We start from the raw sequence: 20,551 nt of genomic DNA, 5'->3' as shown, positions 1-20,551 counted from the left end.
TGTTGGGAGAATCATAATGAGCATGCAAGATCCTATTGCTGATATGCTGACTCGAATCCGTAATGGACAATCAGCAGGCAAGAAAGTTGTTTCCATGCCTTCTTCAAAATTGAAAATTTCAATTGCCGAAGTGCTAAAACAAGAAGGTTACATCAGCAGTCACAACAAGACTGAAGATGGTGGAAAAACAGAATTATCTATCGAATTAAAATACCATCAAGGTCGTCCCGTTATTGATCATATCAAGCGCGTGAGTCGTCCTGGATTACGTATTTATAAAAAGTCTACTGAGCTACCTCGTGTACTAGACGGTTTAGGTGTTGCTATCGTGTCTACCTCTAAAGGTGTTATGACAGATCGCGCTGCACGTAAATCTGGTCACGGCGGCGAAGTTCTCTGCATCGTATCTTAAGGGAGAGCTGAAAATGTCTAGAGTAGCAAAGAATCCAATAGTTATCCCATCAGGTGTAACTGTAGACCTTAAAGGCCAAACTTTGGCGGTTAAAGGCTCCAAAGGTGAATTGACACAAGATATTCATCCTGCGGTAGATATTAACGTTGAAGATAACCAGCTTGTATTTAAAGCGCGTGAAGGCGTTGCAGGTTCAAATGCATTGTCTGGAACCATGCGTTCTATTGCAAACAACATGGTTATTGGCGTATCACAAGGTTTTGAAAAAAAGCTGTTATTGGTTGGTGTTGGTTACCGTGCTAAAGCGCAAGGTAAAGTATTAGACCTAACCCTTGGTTTTTCGCATCCAGTAAATTACGAATTACCAGAAGGAATCACTGTAGAGACTCCTTCTAACACTGAAATCGTGGTCAAGGGGATCGACAAGCAAACTGTCGGTCAGGTTGCAGCTAACATCAGAGCTTATCGTCCACCAGAGCCTTATAAAGGTAAAGGTGTGAAATACGCGGACGAAGTTATCCGTCGTAAAGAAGCTAAGAAAAAGTAGGGCAGCGTCATGAATAAGAAACAAGCTAGAATTCGTCGTTCGACTAAAAGTCGAATGAAAATGAAAGAGCTAGGTGCCAATCGTTTAGTCGTTAATCGTACACCTCGCCATATTTATGCTCAGGTTATTTCTGCCGATGGCGGAAAAGTTCTGGCATCTGCTTCAAGTGTTGAAAAAGACATGAAAGCAGCCGGAAAAGCGACTGGTAATGTTGACACTGCTAAGGCAGTTGGCGCATTAGTCGCTCAAAGAGCAACTGAGGCTGGCGTATCGAATGTTGCATTCGATCGCTCTGGGTTTAAATACCATGGTCGTGTGAAAGCATTAGCAGATGCTGCACGCGAAAATGGTCTCCAGTTTTAAGGGTTGAAAAATGGCTAGACAAGAAGCAAATAACACCGAAGGGTTAGTGGAAAAGTTAGTCAACGTTAACCGTGTATCTAAAGTGGTTAAGGGTGGACGAATCTTTTCATTCACTGCTTTAACGGTAGTTGGCGACGGCAACGGCAAAGTTGGTTTTGGACGCGGTAAAGCACGTGAAGTGCCTGCAGCAATCCAAAAAGCAATGGAGCAAGCGCGTCGAAACATGATCCAGATTGATCTAAAAGACGGTCACACATTGCAGCATCCTATTACTGCAAACCATGGTGCATCTAAAGTTTATATGCAACCAGCATCTCCTGGTACAGGAATTATCGCTGGTGGCGCAATGCGCTCTGTGTTTGAAGTAGTTGGCGTTGAAAATGTTTTGGCTAAAAGCATTGGTTCGACTAATCCAATCAATATCGTTCGCGCGACTATCCGCGGTTTAGGCGACATGTTCTCTCCAGAGTCTGTTGCGTCAAAACGTGGTTTGTCTGTTGCAGAGATTATGGAGTAAACCATGGCTGCTAAAAAAATGATGAAAGTAACACAGGTTAAATCTTCAAACGGTCGCTTAAAGAATCATAAAGCATGTTTGATGGGCCTAGGGTTGCGTCGAATTGGCCATACTGTTGAAGTTGAAGACACACCTTCAACTCGCGGAATGGTGAATACTGTTAACTATATGATCCGAGTGGAGGACTAATCATGCGTTTAAATACTCTTAGTCCAGCTGAAGGTTCGAGAAAGCCTGCGAAGCGTGTTGGTCGTGGTATTGGCTCAACTTTAGGCAAAACTTGTGGCCGTGGCCACAAGGGTTTGAAATCTCGTTCAGGTGGTAAAGTTAAGCCTGGTTTTGAAGGTGGTCAAATGCCTTTGAAACAGCGTTTACCGAAGTTTGGTTTTACTTCAAGAAAATCTTTGGTTTCTGCTGAAGTTCGTCTTGGTGAACTAAATAAAGTTGAAGGTGATGCGGTTGATTTATTATCGCTGCGCGCTGCAGGACTTATCAATAAAAACATTCAGCAAGTTAAAGTTATGTTGTCTGGTTCTATTGACCGTGCTGTCAACGTTGGTGACGGTGTTCGAGTAACCAAAGGTGCACAAGCGGCTATCGAAGCAGCTGGTGGAAAGGTTCAAGCGTAACAAGGTTTGTATAAATAATGGCTAAAGCTCCAGTAGAAAAGAAATCAAGCGGTGGTTTATCAGAGCTCAAACAGCGTTTGCTGTTTGTGCTTACTGCAATTGTTATTTTTCGTTTAGGCTCTTTTGTGCCTGTTCCTGGTATCGACCCCGCTATTTTAGCGCAGTTGATGGACCAGCAATCGGGTACGATTTTAGCGCTTTTTAACGTTTTTTCTGGTGGAGCACTAGAGCGAGCCAGTGTGTTCGCTTTAGGTATTATGCCTTATATTACTGCATCTATTATTTTGCAAGTAATGAGCTTTGTAGAGCCTAAGTTACAAGAAATTAAAAAAGAAGGTGAAGCAGGTAGACGCAAAATAAACCAATACACTCGTTACTTAACGTTTGTTCTTGCTTGTTTACAAGCAGTAGGTATTGCGACTAATTTTCCAAACTTGATGCCAAATTTGGTGCCAAACCCTGACTTCTCTTTTTACTTTGGTGCAATTGTCAGCTTAGTGACCGGTACAATGTTCTTAATGTGGCTTGGTGAGCAAATTAATGAACGTGGTATAGGTAACGGAATTTCAGTACTAATATTTATTGGTATTGTTGCAGGGTTACCTACAGCAATTGGACAAACTTTTGAGCAAGCTAAAACTGGGGATATCCAATTCTTAGCATTATTGCTTATTTTCGCTGTTGTCCTTTTGGTTACCGCTTTCGTTGTGTTTATGGAGCGCGGTCAAAGACGTATCGTTGTTAATTATGCACAAAAGCAACAAGGTCGAAGAATGTATCAAGCGCAGTCTTCGCATTTGCCGCTAAAAGTAAACATGGCGGGGGTTATTCCTGCGATATTTGCTTCTAGTATCATTCTGTTCCCTGGCACTATTGCTCAATGGGTAGGCGCAAGTGCTGGCGATGACATGCTGTGGTTACAAAATGTTGCTCAACAAATGCAACCAGGTAATCCGCTATATATCTTAGTTTATGGCGCTGGCATTATGTTCTTCTGTTTTTTCTATACTGCATTAGTTTACAATCCTCGCGATACAGCTGATCAGTTAAAGAAATCTGGTGCGTTTATTCCTGGGATTCGTCCTGGAGAGCAAACCTCCAAATATATTGATAAAGTTATGACTCGTTTAACTTTGGTCGGTGCGGTTTATATTACTGCAGTGTGTCTATTACCTGAGTTTATGATTTTATTTTGGCAAGTGCCTTTCTACTTCGGTGGAACTTCGTTACTGATTATTGTGGTTGTAATTATGGACTTTATGTCTCAAGTACAAGCGCACTTAATTTCTAGAAATTATGAGTCAGTATTGAAAAAGGCCAATTTTAAAAACTACGGAACATCAGGTGTTAAGTAGCCGCAAGGCCTTAGTTCTGAGCGTTCTCTAGAATTTGGAGTACGACAATGAAAGTTCGAGCTTCTGTTAAAAAAATCTGCCGTGAATGTAAAGTTATTCGCAGAAACGGTAGTGTAAGAGTGATTTGTACTGACCCTCGCCATAAACAGCGTCAGGGTTAATTAAAGGACTTCCTTAGCATATCTTTTAGTTAGAGATTACAAATTACGTTAACAGGTTGATTTTTAATCGTTTCAAGGCTATTATGTCGCGCCTTTTTGCAAGGTAATGTAATTTTACTAGGCAAAAGTTTTTGAAACTGAAATTTGGGAGTTAGTTAGATGGCCCGTATCGCTGGTATTAACATTCCAGTTAATAAGCATTCGGTGATTGCTTTAACTGCAATTTACGGCATCGGACGTACACGCGCACAACAAATTTGTGCAAACGCGGGTATTGAAGAAAGCCGCAAGGTCAAAGACCTTGCTGAATCGGAAATAGAGTCACTTCGTACAGAAGTCGCTAAATTCACTGTTGAAGGTGATTTACGTCGTGAAGTGTCAATGAATATTAAACGCTTAATGGACTTAGGTTGCTTCCGTGGGATCCGCCACAGAAGAAGTCTACCAGTTCGTGGGCAGCGCACCAAAACCAATGCACGGACCCGTAAAGGCCCGCGTAAACCAATTAAGAGATAGTAACTATGGCAAAAACACCTCGTTCTCGTAAAAAGGTCAAAAAGCACGTAGTTGATGGAATGGCTCATATCCATGCGTCATTCAATAACACTATCGTGACCGTTACTGACCGTCAAGGTAACGCGCTTGCTTGGGCTACTGCTGGTGGTTCTGGTTTTAGAGGTTCGCGTAAAAGTACTCCATTTGCAGCCCAGGTTGCTGCTGACCGCGTTGCGGAAATGGTTAAAGAGATGGGCATGAAGAATATGGAAGTATTCGTGAAGGGCCCTGGACCTGGTCGTGAATCAGCAGTACGTGCATTAAATGCAGCTGGCTTCAAGATCACTAACATCACTGATGTTACGCCGATCCCACACAATGGTTGTCGTCCGCCTAAAAAGCGACGCGTGTAACTTTAGGCATTGCTGGAGAATTAACAGATGGCAAGATATATTGGACCTAAACTCAAGTTAGCACGTCGCGAAGGCGTAGATTTAATGCTGAAAAGCGGCGTTCGTGCTATTGAGGATAAATGTAAAATTGATCAACCTCCGGGGTTTCATGGCGCGCGTAGAACTCGCCTCTCGGACTATGGTCTTCAATTACGTGAAAAGCAAAAAGTAAGACGTATTTATGGCGTTTTAGAGAAGCAATTCCGTAACTATTATAAAGAAGCTGCGCGCCTTAAAGGTGCTACAGGTGAAAACTTGCTTCAGCTTTTAGAATCACGTTTGGATAATGTTGTATACCGTATGGGTTTTGCTTCGACACGTTCTGAAGCTCGCCAACTTGTAAGCCATAAAGCTATTTTAGTTAATGGTCAAACGGTAAATATTCCTTCTTACAAGGTTGCTGCAACAGACGTTATTTCAATTCGAGAAAAGTCTAAGACTCAAGCTCGTATTGTAGCTGCGTTAGAATTAGCTTCACAGAAAGAGCGTCCAGTATGGGTCGAAGTTGATGAGAAGAAGATGGAAGGGACTTTTAAGAATGCGCCTGAGCGTTCTGATTTACCATCTGATATCAATGAAAATCTAATAGTGGAATTATACTCCAAGTAACACTTGAAGAGGATTATTTATGGGCAATGTCACTGAGCTTCTGACGCCGCGTCAGATCAAAGTGGAAAATCTGGGTGAGCGTAAAGCTAAAGTTGTTTTAGAGCCTTTCGAAAGAGGCTTTGGGCATACTTTAGGTAACTCACTACGTAGAATTTTACTTTCATCAATGCCAGGTTGTGCAGTTGTTGAAGTGGAAATCGACGGCGTACTTCACGAATACACTACGATTGAGAGTGTTAAAGAAGACGTTATTGATATATTGCTAAACCTTAAAGGTTTAGCAATAAAGTTAGAAGACAAAGACGAGGCAACATTGATTCTTCAGAAAACTGGCGAAGGTCCTGTGACCGCAGCGGATATTGAAGAGCAAGCAGGCGTTGAAATTGTTAATCCACAACACCACATTGCGACATTGACTAAGAAAGGTTCTCTGAGCATGCGCCTTATCGTTAAGAAAGGCCGTGGTTATGAGCCAGCAGCATTACGTAAGAAGAATGAAGACGAAGATATGAGCATTGGAAGACTGCAATTAGATGCATCTTTCAGTCCTATTCAACGAGTTTCTTACGTAGTTGACTCTGCTCGAGTAGAACAACGCACTAATTTAGATAAATTAGTTATCGACTTAGAGACTAATGGCACTATTGAGCCAGAAGAAGCGATTCGTCGATGTGCGACTATCTTGCAGCAGCAGTTAGCAGCATTTGTTGACTTAAAAGATGAAAAACAAGCAGAGCCAGAGAAGGAAGAGCCAGAGGTTGATCCTATCTTATTACGTCCAGTTGACGATTTAGAGTTAACCGTACGTAGTGCTAACTGCTTAAAAACTGAAAATATTCACTATATCGGTGACTTAATCCAACGTACCGAAGTTGAGTTATTGAAAACGCCTAATCTTGGTAAGAAATCACTTACTGAAATTAAAGACGTTTTGGCTTCACGCGGATTGTCTCTAGGTATGCGTTTAGAAAACTGGCCTCCGTCAAGCATTTTAGACGAAGCTTAAGTTTCAGTTTTGTAAAGTATCAGCATGGCCCTGTTCTTTAAAGAACGGGGTTTTGTTGTTTTAAATAGCGGTTAAACCGCCAATAACATAAACCAAAGAATACCAGTACTATTGCAGGCTGGTAATAAAGAAAGGTAATTTACCATGCGTCATCGTCAAAGTGGTCGTCAATTAAATAGAAATTCTAGTCATCGTCAGGCAATGTTTCGCAACATGTCTGTTTCTCTTATTGAGCATGAGCTTATCAAAACAACTGTAGCTAAAGCTAAAGAGCTACGTCGTGTTGTTGAGCCACTAATTACGTTAGCAAAGGAAGATTCTGTTGCTAACCGTCGTTTAGCTTTCTCACGTACTCGCAGCAAAGCTGCTGTAGGAAAGTTATTTGATGAGCTTGGTCCGCGTTTCCAAGAGCGTCCAGGTGGTTATGTGCGTATCATTAAAGCTGGCTTTAGAGCTGGTGATAAAGCGCCGGTAGCTTATGTAGAGTTAGTCGATAGACCAGTAATTGACGAAGAAGATGAAGTAGAAGCAGTTGAAGAATAAGCTTCAAAGAGTTTAAAAATTTTTAGCCGGATTTTATCCGGCTTTTTTTTGCCTGTTATTTATCGATGGCAAGCCTTGTTTGAAAAAATAGATTAGCGCGGCTATTAACATCAAACAGGCGCCAAGCTGTGAGCCTGTCATTCCCCATAGCTTGACTGGGTTGCTACTAACAAATTCGACCAAAAAGCGACATAACCCCCATAGCCCTAACAAGCTAAAAAACACCGAGTATGGCGGCGTTGATTTAGTCTCAATAACATTAAGTATTTTTAAAATGCCAATAGAATAAATAAATTCGTAAAGAGGAACTGGGTGAACGGGATGGTAAGTCGGTTCAATACCTTGGCTAAAAGCCATGCCCCATATTAAGTCGGTTTGTTTGCCAAAACAGTCGTCGCCTGCCAAAAAGCATCCAACTCGGGCAATGGCGTAAGCTGCAATTGCTGGTACCGAAGCACTGTCTAAAAGTTTGGCAAAAGAAATTTTGTTAATGGTGGCAAACACAAATGTTACGATAAGTGCAGCAATCAAAGCGCCTTGGCTAGAAAAACCGGTACTGCTAAATAGATTTATTAAGTCGCTACTATCAACACGATCAGGATTTTTTAAAATAAATAATAGTTTAGCGCCTAATACGCCAAACACTAACAAACCTATGATATACAACTCTGTATTCAGTGACTGGCTAAAGTTCTTTTGTATTCTGTTTAAAAATAGTGCTCGACCAACCAAGTAAGCAATTGCCAACATTAACCCATAACTACCTAGAGTAAAACTGTTGGTTTGAATAATATATGGATACATTGTGATAGGGCTCGTTGGTTTGTAAAAAATCATTCGACTAGTTTAACTTTAACCTAATTTAAAGTTGCTTTGTACTTAAGCGTTAGCCAAGTCACAAATTTTAACGCGTTATAGGACTATAATTAACCGTATCATTAGTTTTTAGTGGTTATAATACAGACGTAGTATAGAATTTTATTACATATAGGAACTTTGGACGTCATTTGTTAACTATTCAATTTATACTAGATAAGCGTAAACGCTAATTGTTATAAAGAGTGGTAAAACCAAAGGCCAAAACACAATCTACTGAGTTTTAATAAGAAGGAATTTAAATGCAAGTTGTTGCAATGAACAAAGTTAGAGATGCACAAGAAAAATACCCCAGTGCCGACGGTCATCTTAACGGTTGGCTACAAATTCTTTCTAATGGAGAGTTTTTTAACGAGTCATCGTTAAAAGAGACCTTTGGGAATATTCAAAACTATAAAAACGAATATCGATTTCCATTGCCCGAAACCACTCTGATGGTCCACACTTTAATTAACTTTGAAGCACAAGTCGCACTAATTAAATCTATTCAACCAGGGAAGAGCTAGGAGAGTACTATGCATGAAGCATTACAAAAAGCCGTTCAGCATTGGAGTGCCGTAGCGCCAGTGGTGGAAACTCCGACTAATCCAAATGATTATGAAACCTTATTGAAAAATCTCGAAGATGCCATTCGGCTAGTCGAGAATCGCCCTAAAAGTCCTTTGGCTTCACTGATAAAGGCAATGGGGACCGCGGCTAAAGAATACGAAGATCGTTATATTATAACCCGTCAAGAAAATGCATTATACGCGTTACGGTATTTGATTAAGCTCCATGGATTGAAGCAGTCGGAATTAAAAGAAGTAGGAAGCCAAGGCGTTGTATCGGAAATTTTAAATGGGAAGCGTTCGTTGACCATTAGGCACGTTAAAGAGCTAGCAAGGCGCTTTAAAGTATCTCCAAACGTATTTATTGATGCGTGACATTAAAAACTCCAGCTTAAAAGTAATTCAATTAAAAGTTAATCCTTATTAATTTCAGTGTTAATATTCTTTTTTGTTGCCAAAAATAAGAAAGTTAATTGGATACTCTGCTTAATTTCATTCAAGAAAATGCTGCGTGGGCACCGTTTATTATATTTTTAATAGCGTTTTTAGAGTCTGTCGCAGTGATAGGTGTATTAGTTCCAGGTTGGGCATTGTTAGTTGGAGTTGGCGCATTAATCGGAGCCGATGTGATAAGTTTCCAACCCATCGTTATTGCTGCTTATCTTGGTGCTGTTATCGGAGAGTGGGGCAGCTTTCTGCTTGGCCGGAATTATCAGGCGCAAATATTGTCTACAAAGTGGTTTCAGTCTCATAAAATTTGGGTTGAGCGTTCTACTCGATTTTTTGATCGTTATGGCATTTATGGCGTATTTTTAGGGCGTTTTTTTGGCCCTACTCGAGCGGTTATTCCTTTAGTCGCGGGCATTGCTAAAATGAATAGCCAGCAATTCTTTTGGGTCAATGTGATCTCTGGTTTATTTTGGGCGCCTTTATATCTTGTGCCGGGAATGCTGGTGGGTGCTGCAGTGACTATTGAAAGTGAGGTTGTGGCGGTTTTAGGACTGTTTATCATAGCAATTGCAGGCTTTGGTGTTGCTGCAATTAGGTGTTTAATAAAAGCTTTTGCTCAGCCTAATATAGATAAGACCAAACTGCTCAATGCGTTTCTGTCAATGAGTGTCGCTTTAACGGTATCAATTATTCTAGTCCGATCATCTTATTTAGAGACCTTAAACCAAGTACTCACACTCGTTTGGAGTAAAATTATCGCTTAAAGTACAGAGCGCTTTTTAGTTGAATTAGTGCTTTTCGTTTGCCAAGAGTCAATATTCTGTTCAGCGATACTTTGCATAAGAGACACGGGGTTGGCCCCTAGAATAGTATTTAAAGGGCTCTTTAAGCCGGCGCGTTTTTCCATAAAATGTTTAATACTATGCTCTAAAAAGCGGCTCATCATGGCCTGCATAGAGTCACCATAAAAACGCACAAATTCTTGCAGAATCTCGGTTGTTAACAAAGGTTGCCCATTAGATTCTGACTCGGCAATAATCTGCATGAGAGTGCAACGGGTTAAGTCTTCACCAGTTTTAGCGTCTACAACTTTAAATTCGCTATATGACATAACCAGTTTTTTAATATCAGTTAGAGTTATATAGCTGCTTTTAGTGGTGTCGTACAAGCGGCGGTTGGGGTACTTCTTGATAACTCTAATATCTGACATACTGATTAGATCCTTTATTTTAGGCCCGATTTAGTCCGCTTGGCATGCTCCCCAGCGTTAGGCATTATAGTTATTTGAAATCTGCTGCAATCGAGTGTACCAAGATATCGTGTTAAAAAACAACCAAAAGCGTATCCATATTTAAGATTATTTGATGCTTTTTTGACCAGGATAGTTAACTTAAATCTTATTGTTGTCGAGTATAATAAGTGAGTATTTACTTTAATAGCTTAGGAATAAGTAACTTAATGCTGTCTAAAGTTCAGCACTAGAAACTAATCATGAGGTTTGTGTATGGGGTTTCGAATAACGCTGATGGATCAATTGAACGCTTTTTATCGCTGTGTATTGAATCTTTAAATTGCAAGAATTGCGATTGAGTTCACGCTATTACAGTTTTATTGAGCGGGTGATTAAGATAACATTCGCTGCATATTTAATGCGACAACCAATGTGTCACCAGTCTGAAAAACGAGATATTCAGTGCTTTAAATAGCTAAATCAGGGATTTTTTTGAAATAGGATTTTCACTATGCCAACCAAGCCAGCTTACATTCCAAACTTGATTTTTTTTATTTTTACTTGTGCCATTACTCTCGCGAGTACACCTGTCATTGCATTTAACGCTGAAAGTATTGCCGAAATGCAAAAAAAGCTCAATGCAGAAGTTATGGAGAAAGTTTTCTCTGTAGAAGATGAAAAGAAAATAAAAGCTTATATTCAAGAATCGCTTAAAAAGCAACAACAGCCGCAAACAAAACCACCCAAGTATTGGCGCAAAGGATATACCTGTGCCGATATCTATCAATACGGCTGGAACCAGTATCAGTCTTGTCGTTACCATCGTCATTATTACGGACGCTATTGGTAGTTAGTATTTACCCATTTAAATTATTTTGAAATTCGCACTCATTAAACGGTGCACTAAGGAGAGTTACATGAAGCAGAACCTTTTAATTTTAGTAAAAACCACCCTAGTGGCTATTATATTTAGCGTGCTTGCTGGATGTGCGGCTACACATACAATGTTATCTAAAAAAGATCTGGACGTTCAAACCAAAACAAGCACTGCGGTATTTGTTGATCCTGTCGCGAGAGATAAAAGGACTATATACGTTGATATTAGAAGTGGTGTGATGGAGTTTGATAGAAATAAGTTTAAACAATTTGTAGTTAACCAGTTTACTCAATCTAATGGCTCAGGCTATCGGATCACCGACGACCCAGAGCAAGCTCAGTTTCAAATGTTAGTGTATGTTTTAAATTTAGAAAAAGCTTCACCTTCAGCTGCGCAAAGAGCGTTAGGTAGAGGTTACGTTGGTTCAGTTGCCGCGGGTGCAGCAGTAGGTGCAGTAGCAAATGATAGTAACCGATTTAACGGTGCGGTTGCCGGAGGTCTCGTTGGCGGTGCCGCAGACTTAATTTCTGGCGCGTTAGTTAAAGATGTAACCTATATGCTAGTTGCCGATGTTCAAATTAAAGAAAAAGCAGCCAATGGCGTTATTGTAAGAACTGACAGTCAAGTTGATAGCCAAATTTCTGATAATGGCACAAGCCGACAAACTTATTCTGAAGCCGGCAATAAGAAAGAATACAGAACTCGCATTGTGACTACGGCAAACCAAGCAAATCTTGACTTAGTTGACGCGGTAGACTTAATGTTTAAGAAAACCGCTTACGCTATGGCAGGTTTTTTCTAGTTTATTCGGGTTATCAGTCGCTAAGCGAACCGATGCTTAAAGGAATGTTTGATTGATTAATAAATCACTTCAAGCTAAAAAATGCTCAACCTAGTTGGGCATTTTTTATTGAGACAATAGTCATATTTTTTGATGACAAGTTTAGGATAAAGAGACTTCAATATTATCAATAAGTCGAGGCGTTCCTAACCAAGCCGCTGCTGCAATCAGTAATTGTTTATCATCATTACTCGCCGGTTCGAAATTGTCACGACAAACTACTTCGAAGTAGTCTATTTTAAAACCCGCTTGGCTTAACTGCTCACAAGATATTGCCACCACCTCATGGATACCTTTGCCTCTCATTAATTCTTGTTTTGCAGTTAATAAGGTTTTTCTAAGTAACGGGGCAACTTTTCTTTGGCTTTCACTTAAAAATGAATTACGTGAACTTAATGCTAAGCCATCTGCTTCTCTACTAATTTCTGCCCCAAGGATTTTTATGGGAATCAGTAAATCTTGGCACATCGCCTCTATGACTTTCAGTTGTTGGTAATCTTTTTTTCCAAAAATGGCGACATCTGGCTGAACAATATTAAATAAAATGTTAACAATTGTAGTTACGCCCTCAAAATGAGTAGGGCGGCTTGCACCGCATAAATGCTGTGTCAGTCGAGGGGTGGTGACGCGAGTATGTGCTTGTTCACCAAGTGGGTAGATGGCTTGAATACTTGGAGTGAATAAAATGTCGCAGCCTTGCTTAGTTAACAATTCAATGTCGCGTTCTAAAGTACGCGGATAACTATCGAAGTCTTCATTGGGGCCAAATTGTTTGGGGTTAACAAAAATACTTGAGACCACAATATCTGCATGGCTTTTAGCTATTTCAATTAAAGATAAATGGCCCGCATGCAAGTTACCCATAGTCGGCGCAAAAGCGATAGTTTTGCCTTGTTTTTTAAGAGAAATAAGCGTCGCTTGTAACTCGCGTGGCGATTGGTAAATTTTCATCGTTAGTTAAAACTATGTTGGGTAGTTGGAAATTGTCGCGACTTCACTTCTTGAACGTACCTTTTTATGGCATCTTCAACTGACTGAATATCTGGCTCTAGCATAAAGTTTTTAACAAATTTGGGCTGAAAACTCGGGTTAAGTCCTAACATATCCTGCAAAACTAAAACCTGACCGTCGGTTTGGTTTCCTGCACCTATGCCAATGGTTGGAATCGTTAATTTTTGAGTAATTTTACTCGCAAGCTCCTGCGGCACACATTCTAACACTAGCATACTAGCTCCCGCGTTTTCTAAGGCTAAGGCGTCTTTCAATATTTGCTTGGCTTGTGCACTATTACGACCCTGGACTTTATATCCGCCTAGCGCATCAACTGACTGTGGCGTAAGTCCTAGGTGAGCGCAAACAGGAATTCCCCGTTGAGAAAGCTGGGTTACACTAGACAAGAGCCATTCGCCTCCCTCTAACTTAACCATATTAGCTCCGGCTTGCATTAGCGCTGCAGCATTACTTAAAGTCGTATCGACATTTGCGTAGCTCATATAAGGTAAGTCACTGACAATCAGCGCATTTTTATTGCCGCGTGCGACCGCTTGAGTATGATAAACCATATCTTGCATGGTGACTGGAACCGTCGAAGCGTGGCCTTGAATTACCATGCCGAGTGAGTCACCGACCAAAATAACTTCGATTCCTGCATTATCGATTAACTGGGCAAAGGTTGCGTCATAGGCGGTGAGTACCGCGATGGGGTCTTGGCTTTTTTTTAGCTCAAATAAACTGTGTAAAGTTTGTTTTGACATAGCATTGGCCGTCCTGAGTAAATAAAAAGTTAGCTAACTTTCTGGCTAAATAGCGCTAGGGTTAAAGTAATGTCTGCCGCTGGTGGTATTTTCAATGCGTTCGAGAAGCTGGTTATAGTGTTGCTCATTATTAACCAGATCAATGCCGCTTGCATTCACTATTAAAAGCGGTGAACTGTCATAATAATGGAAAAAGTCAGTATAAGCCTCGCTTAATTTATCTAAATATTCCTGGGAAATAGAAAACTCCATATTGACACCGCGCTGCCGAATACGCTTGAGCAAAACATCGACTGGAGCTTGTAAATAAATAACCAAGTCAGGTTTTGGTGCATCGATAGTTAAGTTTTGATAAACCTGCTCGTAAAGGTTTAACTCATCTTGATTTAAAGTTACTCGTGCAAAGAGTCGATCTTTTTCCATTAAGTAGTCGGCGACTCTGTGTTGGATAAACATATCCGTTTGAATCAGCTCTTTTAGCTGCTGAGTTCTTTGAAATAGAAAAAACAGTTGCGCGGGAAGGGCGCCTGCTTTGGGATCTTGATAAAACTTTTCTAAAAAAGGGTTTTCGGTCGCGCTTTCTAAAACCAGCTCACCTTGCAGCGACTGAGCCAGTTTATTAGCCAAAGTTGTTTTGCCAACACCTATAGGGCCTTCTATAGCGATAAATGATTTGTTACTCGATTCGGTACTCAAAGTTTTTGTAACCCCTGCTTGTCAATTTGGTTTACTCGATCGCTTAGGCTTTGCTGATTAGGTAATATAAGCAATGGTTCAATCTCATGCAATGGTATTAGTACAAATGGTCGTTCGTATAAGCCGTAATGCGGTACGGTTAAACGCTCAGTGTTTATGTCGAGCTGTTCAAATATTAATATATCTAAATCTAAAGTGCGCGGCCCCCAGCGATCTTTTTTACGAACGCGACCTTGAGTCTGCTCAATAGACTGTAAACTGTCTAACAAGTCTAATGGTGTTAGTTGCGTTTCTATTAAAGCGACAGCATTGACAAAGTCGGGCTGGTTTTGTGGCCCCATGGGGTCGCTTTGAAAAAAGCTTGAGGTTTTAATTAGGCGAGTTTTAGGGATGGCTTGTATCGCTATTAGCGCCTGCTGGAGCTGTTTTTTTGGGTGATTTAGATTTGCGCCAAGGCCAATATAAGCGCGCTTCCAATGCTCATCTTTTGAACTAGTTGATGCTAAATCTTGAAGGCTCATTAGGCGACTATTGATCACTTTGGTTGGTTTTTTTTCTAGGGCGATACGCCTTTTTGCGTTTATTTTTTTTGCTGCTTTTGGGCTGTGCTGATTGTAACTGTTTTATCATTTTATGTTTTTTTTCTGGTGACGCAGTTTGAATTTCTGTCCACCAATCAGCCATTGCTTTTAAATGCGCTTCGTCGCCGGCTCGCAAGCACAAGAAGTCGTAAGCGGCTCTAAACCTTGGGTTTTGTAAAATACCTTCTACTGCGCGTTTTTTGGGAAATTCTAAGCGATTCTGCATGGCCCAAATTTCTTTGGCAACAAGCGAAAACCGTTTTGGGATCGCTATCGATTGTCGCTGAATATCGACTACTCTAACGGCGGCTTTTTGGGCAGCTTCGTAAGGTAATAAGCCTTTGTGAATTAATTGTTTGGTAAGGTTTTGTAACGGTTGCCATAAAAATACGGCGAATAAAAATGCCGGAGTAACTGGCTTAGATTGAGCGATTCTATTATCGGTGCTGTTTAACGCTGCATCGATAAAGTGCTTAAAACTCGTCGCTGCTAATTGCGATTGTGGTGACTTATTCGCTGTGTCATTCAGGGCAGAAATAGTTTGCGCAAATAAATGTTTCGCAATACCAAGCTTGACTAGTTGTGTCCAAGTTGACTGAGCATATCCAGCTAATAAAAGTTTAGAAGACTCATCCCAAAGTCTTGCCGGTGATACGTGACCGAGCATTTCGGCAAGATCTTTAATTGGCGCTAGAGTCGTTTTTTCAATGGTTAACCCTAGCTTACACGACAGCCTTATGGCGCGTAAAATTCTTACCGGATCTTCTTGATAACGCTTGATTGGATCGCCAATAAGTCGTAGTTGACGCTTTTCAAGATCAGCTAACCCACCAGTAAAATCGTGAATGGTAAAATCTTTAGCGCAATAATACAGCGCGTTTACAGTAAAGTCGCGTCGGTAGGCATCTTGCTCTAGGTTGCCATAAACGTTGTCTCTTACTAACATACCTTGCGCGCTAGTTTTGGCATGAATACTAGAAGACTCTTCATGCGAAGCTCTAAAGGTCGCAACTTCAATTACTTCTCTTCCAAAAAGTATGTGTGCCAACTTAAAGCGTCGCCCTATTAAGCGACTGTTACGGAATATTTTTGCAACTTGTTCTGGGGTTGCGTCGGTTGCAATATCAAAGTCTTTAGGTGAAAGACCTAATAATAAATCTCTCACTCCTCCGCCAACTAAATAGGCTTGAAAGCCTTCGCCATTTAATCGGTGTAGTACTTTTAGGGCGTTCCGACTAATGTTCTTACGAGAAACACAGTGCTGCTCTCGGCTGAGCACTTTAGGTGGAGTTGAACTCACCGAATGTTTCGGTGAGTTAAAGACTTTGTTCCATATTTTTTTTATCATTATTATTTGGCTTGTTTTTATAGTTGCTTTAATAGCTCTGCAATACTGCGAACGCCACGTCCAGTTGCACCAGCAGACCACATTGAATCTTCTGAGTCGCGATAGCAAGCGGCTAAGTCAAGGTGTAGCCAACCACTTTCAGGGTTGCTTAAAAAGCGAGACAAAAAGCCTGCCGCATTAGATGCGCCACCCGCGCCTCCACCAGGAACAGGTTTACTGTTTGCTGTATCAGCGTAGGCTGAAGGGCAATTATCTTTGTGCTGAAGCGTTAGCGGTAAGCGCCATGCAGGATCTAGCTCTGTTTCGGCAGTGGCTATGTACTTATCGGCTAAAGCGTTATCTAAACTAAATACGGCGTTGTAGGATTGACCAACAGCGACCACGGCTGCTCCAGTCAGTGTTGCCGCGTCAATGATGTATTCTGCACCACTTTGCGAAGCATCAATTAATCCGTCAGCAAGTACGAGTCGACCTTCAGCGTCGGTATTAACTACCTCAACACTAGTACCGTTGCGGTATTTTAAAATATCTGAGAGCTTGTACGCATGTCCGCTGACTAAATTTTCAGCACAACACAAGTAAAGTTTTACCCGCTTATTTAGTCCGCCTAAAATCGCGAGTCCTAAAGCGCCCGCAACAGTCGCTGCACCGCCCATGTCAGACTTCATGTTGAGCATGCCAAGACTCGATTTCATGCTATAGCCACCGCTGTCAAAAGTTATTCCTTTACCGACTAAAGCAGCTATTGGCGCATTTTCTGAGCAATTTTGTGGGCAAAAATCTAGCTCAAGTAGTGCGGGTGGGCGAACACTGCCTCTACCGACTTCATAAATGCCCACATAACCTAATTCGTTTAACTCTTCTCCGCTAATTATTTTATAGCTAATTTCGTCTGCGGCTAATTGGCTTAAAAACTCACCCGTTTGGGTGGCTAAGTTAAGCGGCGAAAGAACTTCTGGGGTTTGGTTAATCAGATTTTTTACCCAAGTATAAATTTTGATACGGTCTTTTAATTGTTTTTCTTGTTCTGCGGGCAGTGGCGCAAATTGAATTTCTGGCATTGATTTTGGCGAAGATAGACCTTGCCAAAAATGCCACTGGGCTTCTAAAGGCCAATCGCCCGTTAGGTCAATCGCTGGTACTTTTAGTTTGGCTATTTTTCTAGCACTTTGCTGAACTTTATCTAAGCAAGGAGCAGAGTCGGTTAAGCTAGTGACATGTATTGTGGCGCCTGTCTCATTAAAGGACAATGCAGAACTTTCTCCCCACAGCTCATTCACTTTTGCGGTAGATAGCAATACTTGAAAGGCATTATTCATTCTGTCGGTTCCTTATTATTCTTAATTAAAAATTATTATCAGCAAACTCATTAAATTGGCCGCTGAGATAAATTAGTCAAGCAAATGACCGAGTTTGCCATGCTTAGTTGAAAGGTAGTCTTCATTATGTGGGTTTCGCCCAAATTTTAAAGGGACTCTTTCAATTACATTAATATTAGCTGCTTGCAGCGCGGCAACTTTGCGTGGATTATTCGTCATTAATTTAACTTGATTGATATTTAATGCACTTAAAATGTCAGCTGCTGCTTCAAAAGTCCTTTGGTCTGCTTTAAAGCCTAAGTTTAAATTCGCTTCAACAGTATCTTGGCCTTGGTCTTGTAAAGCATAGGCTTTTATTTTATTGACCAGCCCAATTCCGCGGCCTTCTTGGCGTAAGTAAATGATTAGCCCGCGCCCATGTTCGGCTATTTTTTGCATGGCCGCCTCTAATTGAGGTCCGCAATCACAGCGTAAAGAGGCAAAAGCATCACCGGTTAAACATTCGGAGTGAACCCGCATTAGAATAGGTTCTGCGGTGCTAATGTCGCCCATAGAAAAAGCGGCATGTTCTTTATTGTCAGCGGTTTCTTCAAGCACATGGATAGTAAAATTTCCCCATTTAGTGGGTAGCTTGGCTTGAATAATATTTGTTTTGGGCATAGCTTACTACTTTAATAGTGAGGTTAAGTATTGATGAAGTTGAGTCTAATCGCCTAAATTTAAAGCCATTTTAGCTTAACTTTGGTTTGATTAACATGGATTAATTCAGCCAGTTAAGTAACAAAAAACTATTTTTGCTTGTCACTTTACGGGTTTTTCTCCTTTTGGATAGCAAGATTTACAGAAAACAGCGTTTAAATTACTTTCTTTTCCACTCGTGACAAGTAAAATGGATGGTTAAAATAGGCTTTTGTTACAAGTATTTATGCAAATTATTCGGGTTATTGGGGGGCTTTTATTTATCGCACTTAGCGGCTGTAGTTTAATGCCAGAAAAAACCACACCTGAAGATTCATCGAACCAAACCCAAGCTATCCCCATTAGTGCTGACACTTTAGTTAGTCATCACTTACTACAAGAAGAGCTAAAGTTAATTAAAGAGTCTATCCAGCAAATCCACCCAGAGCCTTTTGTTAGAGTTGACCGAGCTAAATTTGAAACTGATTACGTTCAGGTGCTGCAAGGCATTAATCGACCGATGAAAAGGGCTGAATTTTATCGCCGAGTAGCGCCTTTAATTGCCAGTTTAAAAGATGTGCATAGCTACTTATCAATTAGTCGAGACCAGTTTGGCTATGTTTCACATCGTCAGGAAAGGCTTTTTCCATTGGCGGTGGTTTTATTGCAAGAAGGTGTTTTTGTGACTGCCGACTTGTCGCCTAACCCTTTGATTCCTCCGGGGGCGCGCTTACTTAAAATCAACCAGGTTGCAACTGAGTCGTTAGTTCAGCAAATGCGAAACATGACCCCGAAAGAGACTGAAACGGGTCAAACTCGGCAGGTGCAGTTGAACTTTGCTTGGTTGCTGGCCACTTTGGGTTACTCGCAACCGGTGTACTCAGTAGAGTATGAATACGAAGATCAAACTTATACTCGGGCGTTAAGCGGCTTAGTTCAGGCGAAAAAAACACAGCCCAAAACGATTCAGTCTTATTATGGGTACACCGAGCTTACGCCTTCAACATCCTTGATATGGCTTAATGATTTTAACGAAGAACCGGAAGTATTTGATCGTTTTTTAGACAAACATTTTGCCCAAATGCACGCTCAAGGCACTAAAAGTTTGATCATTGACTTACGTTATAACCATGGCGGGTTGTCTCATAACCTCACTAATTTATTGTCCCGTATGACGGATAAACCCATCGACTGGGCTTCTCATGGTTCATTGAAGGTAAGTGAGTACTTGCGATCAATGCATCGAACTGCGACCAAGCAGCGTCGAATGAGTAAATACAGCTGGGGGCTGCAATGGTTGCCGCTAGAGTGGACTGATCAATTGCAACACGCCATCCATTGGTCGCAGCAAGGCAGTTTAATCAACCTCGATTTAGAGCCGGTGGTGCCTAGATATCAACAGAAAAGTTTAAATTTCTGGGTATTAACCAACGGATTTTGTTATTCCGCATGTAGTTTCTTAGTTGCCAATGTCAATCGATATGGTTTAGCTCACACTATTGGAGAGCAAGCAGGTAGTGATAGTCGAGTGCAGTTTGCCTATCCGGTGGAGCAAACCTTGCCCCACACACAATTAAAATTAACCCTTCCGACTACCCGCTTTGTGCTAGAAGATGATAGTGAAGCATTTTCGAGCATGAAATTTAATATTCCCAAGCAAATCATAGCAAGAAGTCCACAAGATATAGCCAAGCGTAGCGATCCGTTAATTGCAGCGGCGTTACTCCAAGCAGAATTACAGTAAAATAATAATTGTTGGTTAAAATTAGAACTATTTCTGGAAATAGGTTTATACTATCAATAAGATAGAAGCTAATTTTAATCTAACTTATAACTTTGAGCCGGTTGCGACTGTAGGTAAAAGCTGAATGAAGCATTTATTCCAGCTTTTGACTGAAGTGATTAGTCGGTTTAATAGTAAAGCCTGTTGCGTCGGGAGGGCAAAACAATGAAAGCCAATTGGGTCAGTGCGCAGCTGAGAGAGCTGCTGCTTGAGATTAATGAAGTGCCTTTTACCGATGACAGAGAAAAAAAACAGCTAGCTATTCTTATTAAAGGCTTTTCTGAGTTAAATAGCCGCGCTTTAGATAAAGCCGCTACTAAAACCCGCAAACAGTTGAAAACCTGGAATTTAGAAGAGGCCGCAACGAGAGCGCAATCTAAATCCTCTGATGATGATGACGATGGCTTAACTCGTCTGCGTCCTGTTTAATCCTAGCGGTTAGTAAGCATTTGCCTGCTTGCAGGCCAACGCATTCAATTA

29 protein-coding genes are annotated in these 20,551 nt (G+C 41.0%); 20 read left to right on the top strand and 9 right to left on the bottom strand.

Going from position 1 to position 20,551, the window contains the following annotated elements; translation table 11 throughout:
• Positions 1 to 16 precede the first annotated feature (16 nt).
• From rpsH to rplQ, 13 genes are all read left to right on the top strand, one after another.
• A complete protein-coding gene (rpsH, locus tag ACUR5C_RS13565) occupies positions 17 to 412 on the top strand; it encodes a 30S ribosomal protein S8 (RefSeq protein ID WP_454465713.1) in 396 nt (131 codons plus the stop codon).
• A 13-nt stretch (positions 413 to 425) separates the two neighbouring features.
• Positions 426 to 959 carry a 50S ribosomal protein L6 gene (rplF, locus tag ACUR5C_RS13560; RefSeq protein ID WP_454465712.1) on the top strand — a complete coding sequence of 178 codons (534 nt, stop codon included), beginning with the start codon at positions 426 to 428 and terminating at the stop codon, positions 957 to 959.
• Between the two features lie 9 nt (positions 960 to 968).
• Positions 969 to 1,322, top strand: a complete 354-nt coding sequence (rplR, locus tag ACUR5C_RS13555; protein ID WP_454465711.1) for a 50S ribosomal protein L18 — start codon at positions 969 to 971, stop codon at positions 1,320 to 1,322.
• Between the two features lie 10 nt (positions 1,323 to 1,332).
• Entirely contained in the window at positions 1,333 to 1,839 is a 507-nt protein-coding gene (gene rpsE / locus ACUR5C_RS13550) for a 30S ribosomal protein S5 (protein WP_454465710.1), read from the top strand.
• An 18-nt stretch (positions 1,840 to 1,857) separates the two neighbouring features.
• Positions 1,858 to 2,028, top strand: coding sequence for a 50S ribosomal protein L30 (rpmD, locus tag ACUR5C_RS13545; protein ID WP_454465709.1), 171 nt, complete (start codon positions 1,858 to 1,860; stop codon positions 2,026 to 2,028).
• 2 nt (positions 2,029 to 2,030) lie between these two features.
• Complete coding sequence (gene rplO / locus ACUR5C_RS13540) at positions 2,031 to 2,468, top strand: 50S ribosomal protein L15 (RefSeq protein WP_454465708.1); 438 nt, start codon at positions 2,031 to 2,033, stop codon at positions 2,466 to 2,468.
• Positions 2,469 to 2,485: 17 nt separating this feature from the next.
• On the top strand, positions 2,486 to 3,823 hold the full coding sequence (gene secY, locus ACUR5C_RS13535; RefSeq protein WP_454465707.1) for a preprotein translocase subunit SecY: 1,338 nt from the start codon (positions 2,486 to 2,488) through the stop codon (positions 3,821 to 3,823).
• A 47-nt stretch (positions 3,824 to 3,870) separates the two neighbouring features.
• The gene (gene rpmJ / locus ACUR5C_RS13530; protein WP_454465706.1) at positions 3,871 to 3,984 is read left to right on the top strand and encodes a 50S ribosomal protein L36; all 114 of its coding nucleotides are present in this window, start codon (positions 3,871 to 3,873) and stop codon (positions 3,982 to 3,984) included.
• Between the two features lie 159 nt (positions 3,985 to 4,143).
• Positions 4,144 to 4,500 (top strand): 30S ribosomal protein S13, encoded by a 357-nt coding sequence (rpsM, locus tag ACUR5C_RS13525; RefSeq protein ID WP_454465705.1) that lies wholly within the window; start codon positions 4,144 to 4,146, stop codon positions 4,498 to 4,500.
• Positions 4,501 to 4,505: 5 nt separating this feature from the next.
• The gene (rpsK, locus tag ACUR5C_RS13520) at positions 4,506 to 4,892 is read left to right on the top strand and encodes a 30S ribosomal protein S11 (protein ID WP_454465704.1); all 387 of its coding nucleotides are present in this window, start codon (positions 4,506 to 4,508) and stop codon (positions 4,890 to 4,892) included.
• A gap of 27 nt (positions 4,893 to 4,919) precedes the next feature.
• Positions 4,920 to 5,540, top strand: coding sequence for a 30S ribosomal protein S4 (rpsD, locus tag ACUR5C_RS13515; protein ID WP_454465703.1), 621 nt, complete (start codon positions 4,920 to 4,922; stop codon positions 5,538 to 5,540).
• Between the two features lie 19 nt (positions 5,541 to 5,559).
• Positions 5,560 to 6,546: a DNA-directed RNA polymerase subunit alpha gene (locus ACUR5C_RS13510; RefSeq protein ID WP_454465702.1), complete on the top strand. Its 987-nt coding sequence runs from the start codon at positions 5,560 to 5,562 to the stop codon at positions 6,544 to 6,546.
• Between the two features lie 144 nt (positions 6,547 to 6,690).
• Positions 6,691 to 7,089, top strand: a complete 399-nt coding sequence (gene rplQ, locus ACUR5C_RS13505) for a 50S ribosomal protein L17 (RefSeq protein WP_454465701.1) — start codon at positions 6,691 to 6,693, stop codon at positions 7,087 to 7,089.
• 33 nt (positions 7,090 to 7,122) lie between these two features.
• On the opposite strand, the gene ACUR5C_RS13500 is transcribed toward rplQ, so the two are convergent.
• Positions 7,123 to 7,893 (bottom strand): prolipoprotein diacylglyceryl transferase, encoded by a 771-nt coding sequence (locus ACUR5C_RS13500; RefSeq protein ID WP_454465700.1) that lies wholly within the window; start codon positions 7,891 to 7,893, stop codon positions 7,123 to 7,125.
• A gap of 314 nt (positions 7,894 to 8,207) precedes the next feature.
• Between ACUR5C_RS13500 and ACUR5C_RS13495 the strand changes: the two genes are divergently transcribed.
• From ACUR5C_RS13495 to ACUR5C_RS13485, 3 genes are all read left to right on the top strand, one after another.
• Positions 8,208 to 8,471, top strand: coding sequence for a hypothetical protein (locus tag ACUR5C_RS13495; RefSeq protein WP_454465699.1), 264 nt, complete (start codon positions 8,208 to 8,210; stop codon positions 8,469 to 8,471).
• Between the two features lie 9 nt (positions 8,472 to 8,480).
• Positions 8,481 to 8,888 carry a helix-turn-helix domain-containing protein gene (locus ACUR5C_RS13490; RefSeq protein ID WP_454465698.1) on the top strand — a complete coding sequence of 136 codons (408 nt, stop codon included), beginning with the start codon at positions 8,481 to 8,483 and terminating at the stop codon, positions 8,886 to 8,888.
• A 98-nt stretch (positions 8,889 to 8,986) separates the two neighbouring features.
• On the top strand, positions 8,987 to 9,727 hold the full coding sequence (locus ACUR5C_RS13485; RefSeq protein WP_454465697.1) for a DedA family protein: 741 nt from the start codon (positions 8,987 to 8,989) through the stop codon (positions 9,725 to 9,727).
• Here ACUR5C_RS13485 and phaR read toward each other — a convergent pair.
• Positions 9,724 to 10,173, bottom strand: a complete 450-nt coding sequence (gene phaR, locus ACUR5C_RS13480) for a polyhydroxyalkanoate synthesis repressor PhaR (RefSeq protein WP_454465696.1) — start codon at positions 10,171 to 10,173, stop codon at positions 9,724 to 9,726. The two genes, ACUR5C_RS13485 and phaR, sit on opposite strands and share 4 nt — an antisense overlap.
• Before the next feature lie 532 nt (positions 10,174 to 10,705).
• Between phaR and ACUR5C_RS13475 the strand changes: the two genes are divergently transcribed.
• Together ACUR5C_RS13475 and ACUR5C_RS13470 are read left to right on the top strand one after the other, a co-directional pair.
• Complete coding sequence (locus tag ACUR5C_RS13475) at positions 10,706 to 11,044, top strand: hypothetical protein (protein ID WP_454465695.1); 339 nt, start codon at positions 10,706 to 10,708, stop codon at positions 11,042 to 11,044.
• A 67-nt stretch (positions 11,045 to 11,111) separates the two neighbouring features.
• Positions 11,112 to 11,873: a complement resistance protein TraT gene (locus ACUR5C_RS13470; protein ID WP_454465694.1), complete on the top strand. Its 762-nt coding sequence runs from the start codon at positions 11,112 to 11,114 to the stop codon at positions 11,871 to 11,873.
• A 141-nt stretch (positions 11,874 to 12,014) separates the two neighbouring features.
• Here the strand turns inward: ACUR5C_RS13470 and panC are convergent, their stop codons facing one another.
• The 7 genes from panC to ribA form a co-directional block, all read right to left on the bottom strand.
• The gene (gene panC, locus ACUR5C_RS13465; RefSeq protein ID WP_454465693.1) at positions 12,015 to 12,863 is read right to left on the bottom strand and encodes a pantoate--beta-alanine ligase; all 849 of its coding nucleotides are present in this window, start codon (positions 12,861 to 12,863) and stop codon (positions 12,015 to 12,017) included.
• Between the two features lie 2 nt (positions 12,864 to 12,865).
• The gene (gene panB, locus ACUR5C_RS13460) at positions 12,866 to 13,666 is read right to left on the bottom strand and encodes a 3-methyl-2-oxobutanoate hydroxymethyltransferase (protein ID WP_454465692.1); all 801 of its coding nucleotides are present in this window, start codon (positions 13,664 to 13,666) and stop codon (positions 12,866 to 12,868) included.
• Between the two features lie 45 nt (positions 13,667 to 13,711).
• The gene (locus ACUR5C_RS13455; protein WP_454465691.1) at positions 13,712 to 14,362 is read right to left on the bottom strand and encodes a deoxynucleoside kinase; all 651 of its coding nucleotides are present in this window, start codon (positions 14,360 to 14,362) and stop codon (positions 13,712 to 13,714) included.
• Positions 14,359 to 14,883: a 2-amino-4-hydroxy-6-hydroxymethyldihydropteridine diphosphokinase gene (gene folK, locus ACUR5C_RS13450; protein WP_454465690.1), complete on the bottom strand. Its 525-nt coding sequence runs from the start codon at positions 14,881 to 14,883 to the stop codon at positions 14,359 to 14,361. The genes ACUR5C_RS13455 and folK overlap by 4 nt, the downstream gene beginning before the upstream one ends.
• Before the next feature lie 7 nt (positions 14,884 to 14,890).
• The gene (pcnB, locus tag ACUR5C_RS13445) at positions 14,891 to 16,291 is read right to left on the bottom strand and encodes a polynucleotide adenylyltransferase PcnB (protein ID WP_454465689.1); all 1,401 of its coding nucleotides are present in this window, start codon (positions 16,289 to 16,291) and stop codon (positions 14,891 to 14,893) included.
• Positions 16,292 to 16,308: 17 nt separating this feature from the next.
• A complete protein-coding gene (pepB, locus tag ACUR5C_RS13440; RefSeq protein ID WP_454465688.1) occupies positions 16,309 to 17,610 on the bottom strand; it encodes an aminopeptidase PepB in 1,302 nt (433 codons plus the stop codon).
• Positions 17,611 to 17,682: 72 nt separating this feature from the next.
• On the bottom strand, positions 17,683 to 18,270 hold the full coding sequence (gene ribA, locus ACUR5C_RS13435; protein ID WP_454465687.1) for a GTP cyclohydrolase II: 588 nt from the start codon (positions 18,268 to 18,270) through the stop codon (positions 17,683 to 17,685).
• A gap of 250 nt (positions 18,271 to 18,520) precedes the next feature.
• On the opposite strand from ribA, the gene ACUR5C_RS13430 reads away from it, so the two are divergent.
• Positions 18,521 to 20,032: a S41 family peptidase gene (locus ACUR5C_RS13430; protein WP_454465686.1), complete on the top strand. Its 1,512-nt coding sequence runs from the start codon at positions 18,521 to 18,523 to the stop codon at positions 20,030 to 20,032.
• Positions 20,033 to 20,236: 204 nt separating this feature from the next.
• Positions 20,237 to 20,500 carry a hypothetical protein gene (locus ACUR5C_RS13425; RefSeq protein ID WP_454465685.1) on the top strand — a complete coding sequence of 88 codons (264 nt, stop codon included), beginning with the start codon at positions 20,237 to 20,239 and terminating at the stop codon, positions 20,498 to 20,500.
• Positions 20,501 to 20,551: the final 51 nt, after the last annotated feature.

The sequence above is a fragment of the Aliikangiella aequoris genome (assembly GCF_053709105.1).
Note: the sequence above shows the minus strand (reverse complement) of the source record. Positions and strands in the feature narration are given on the sequence as shown.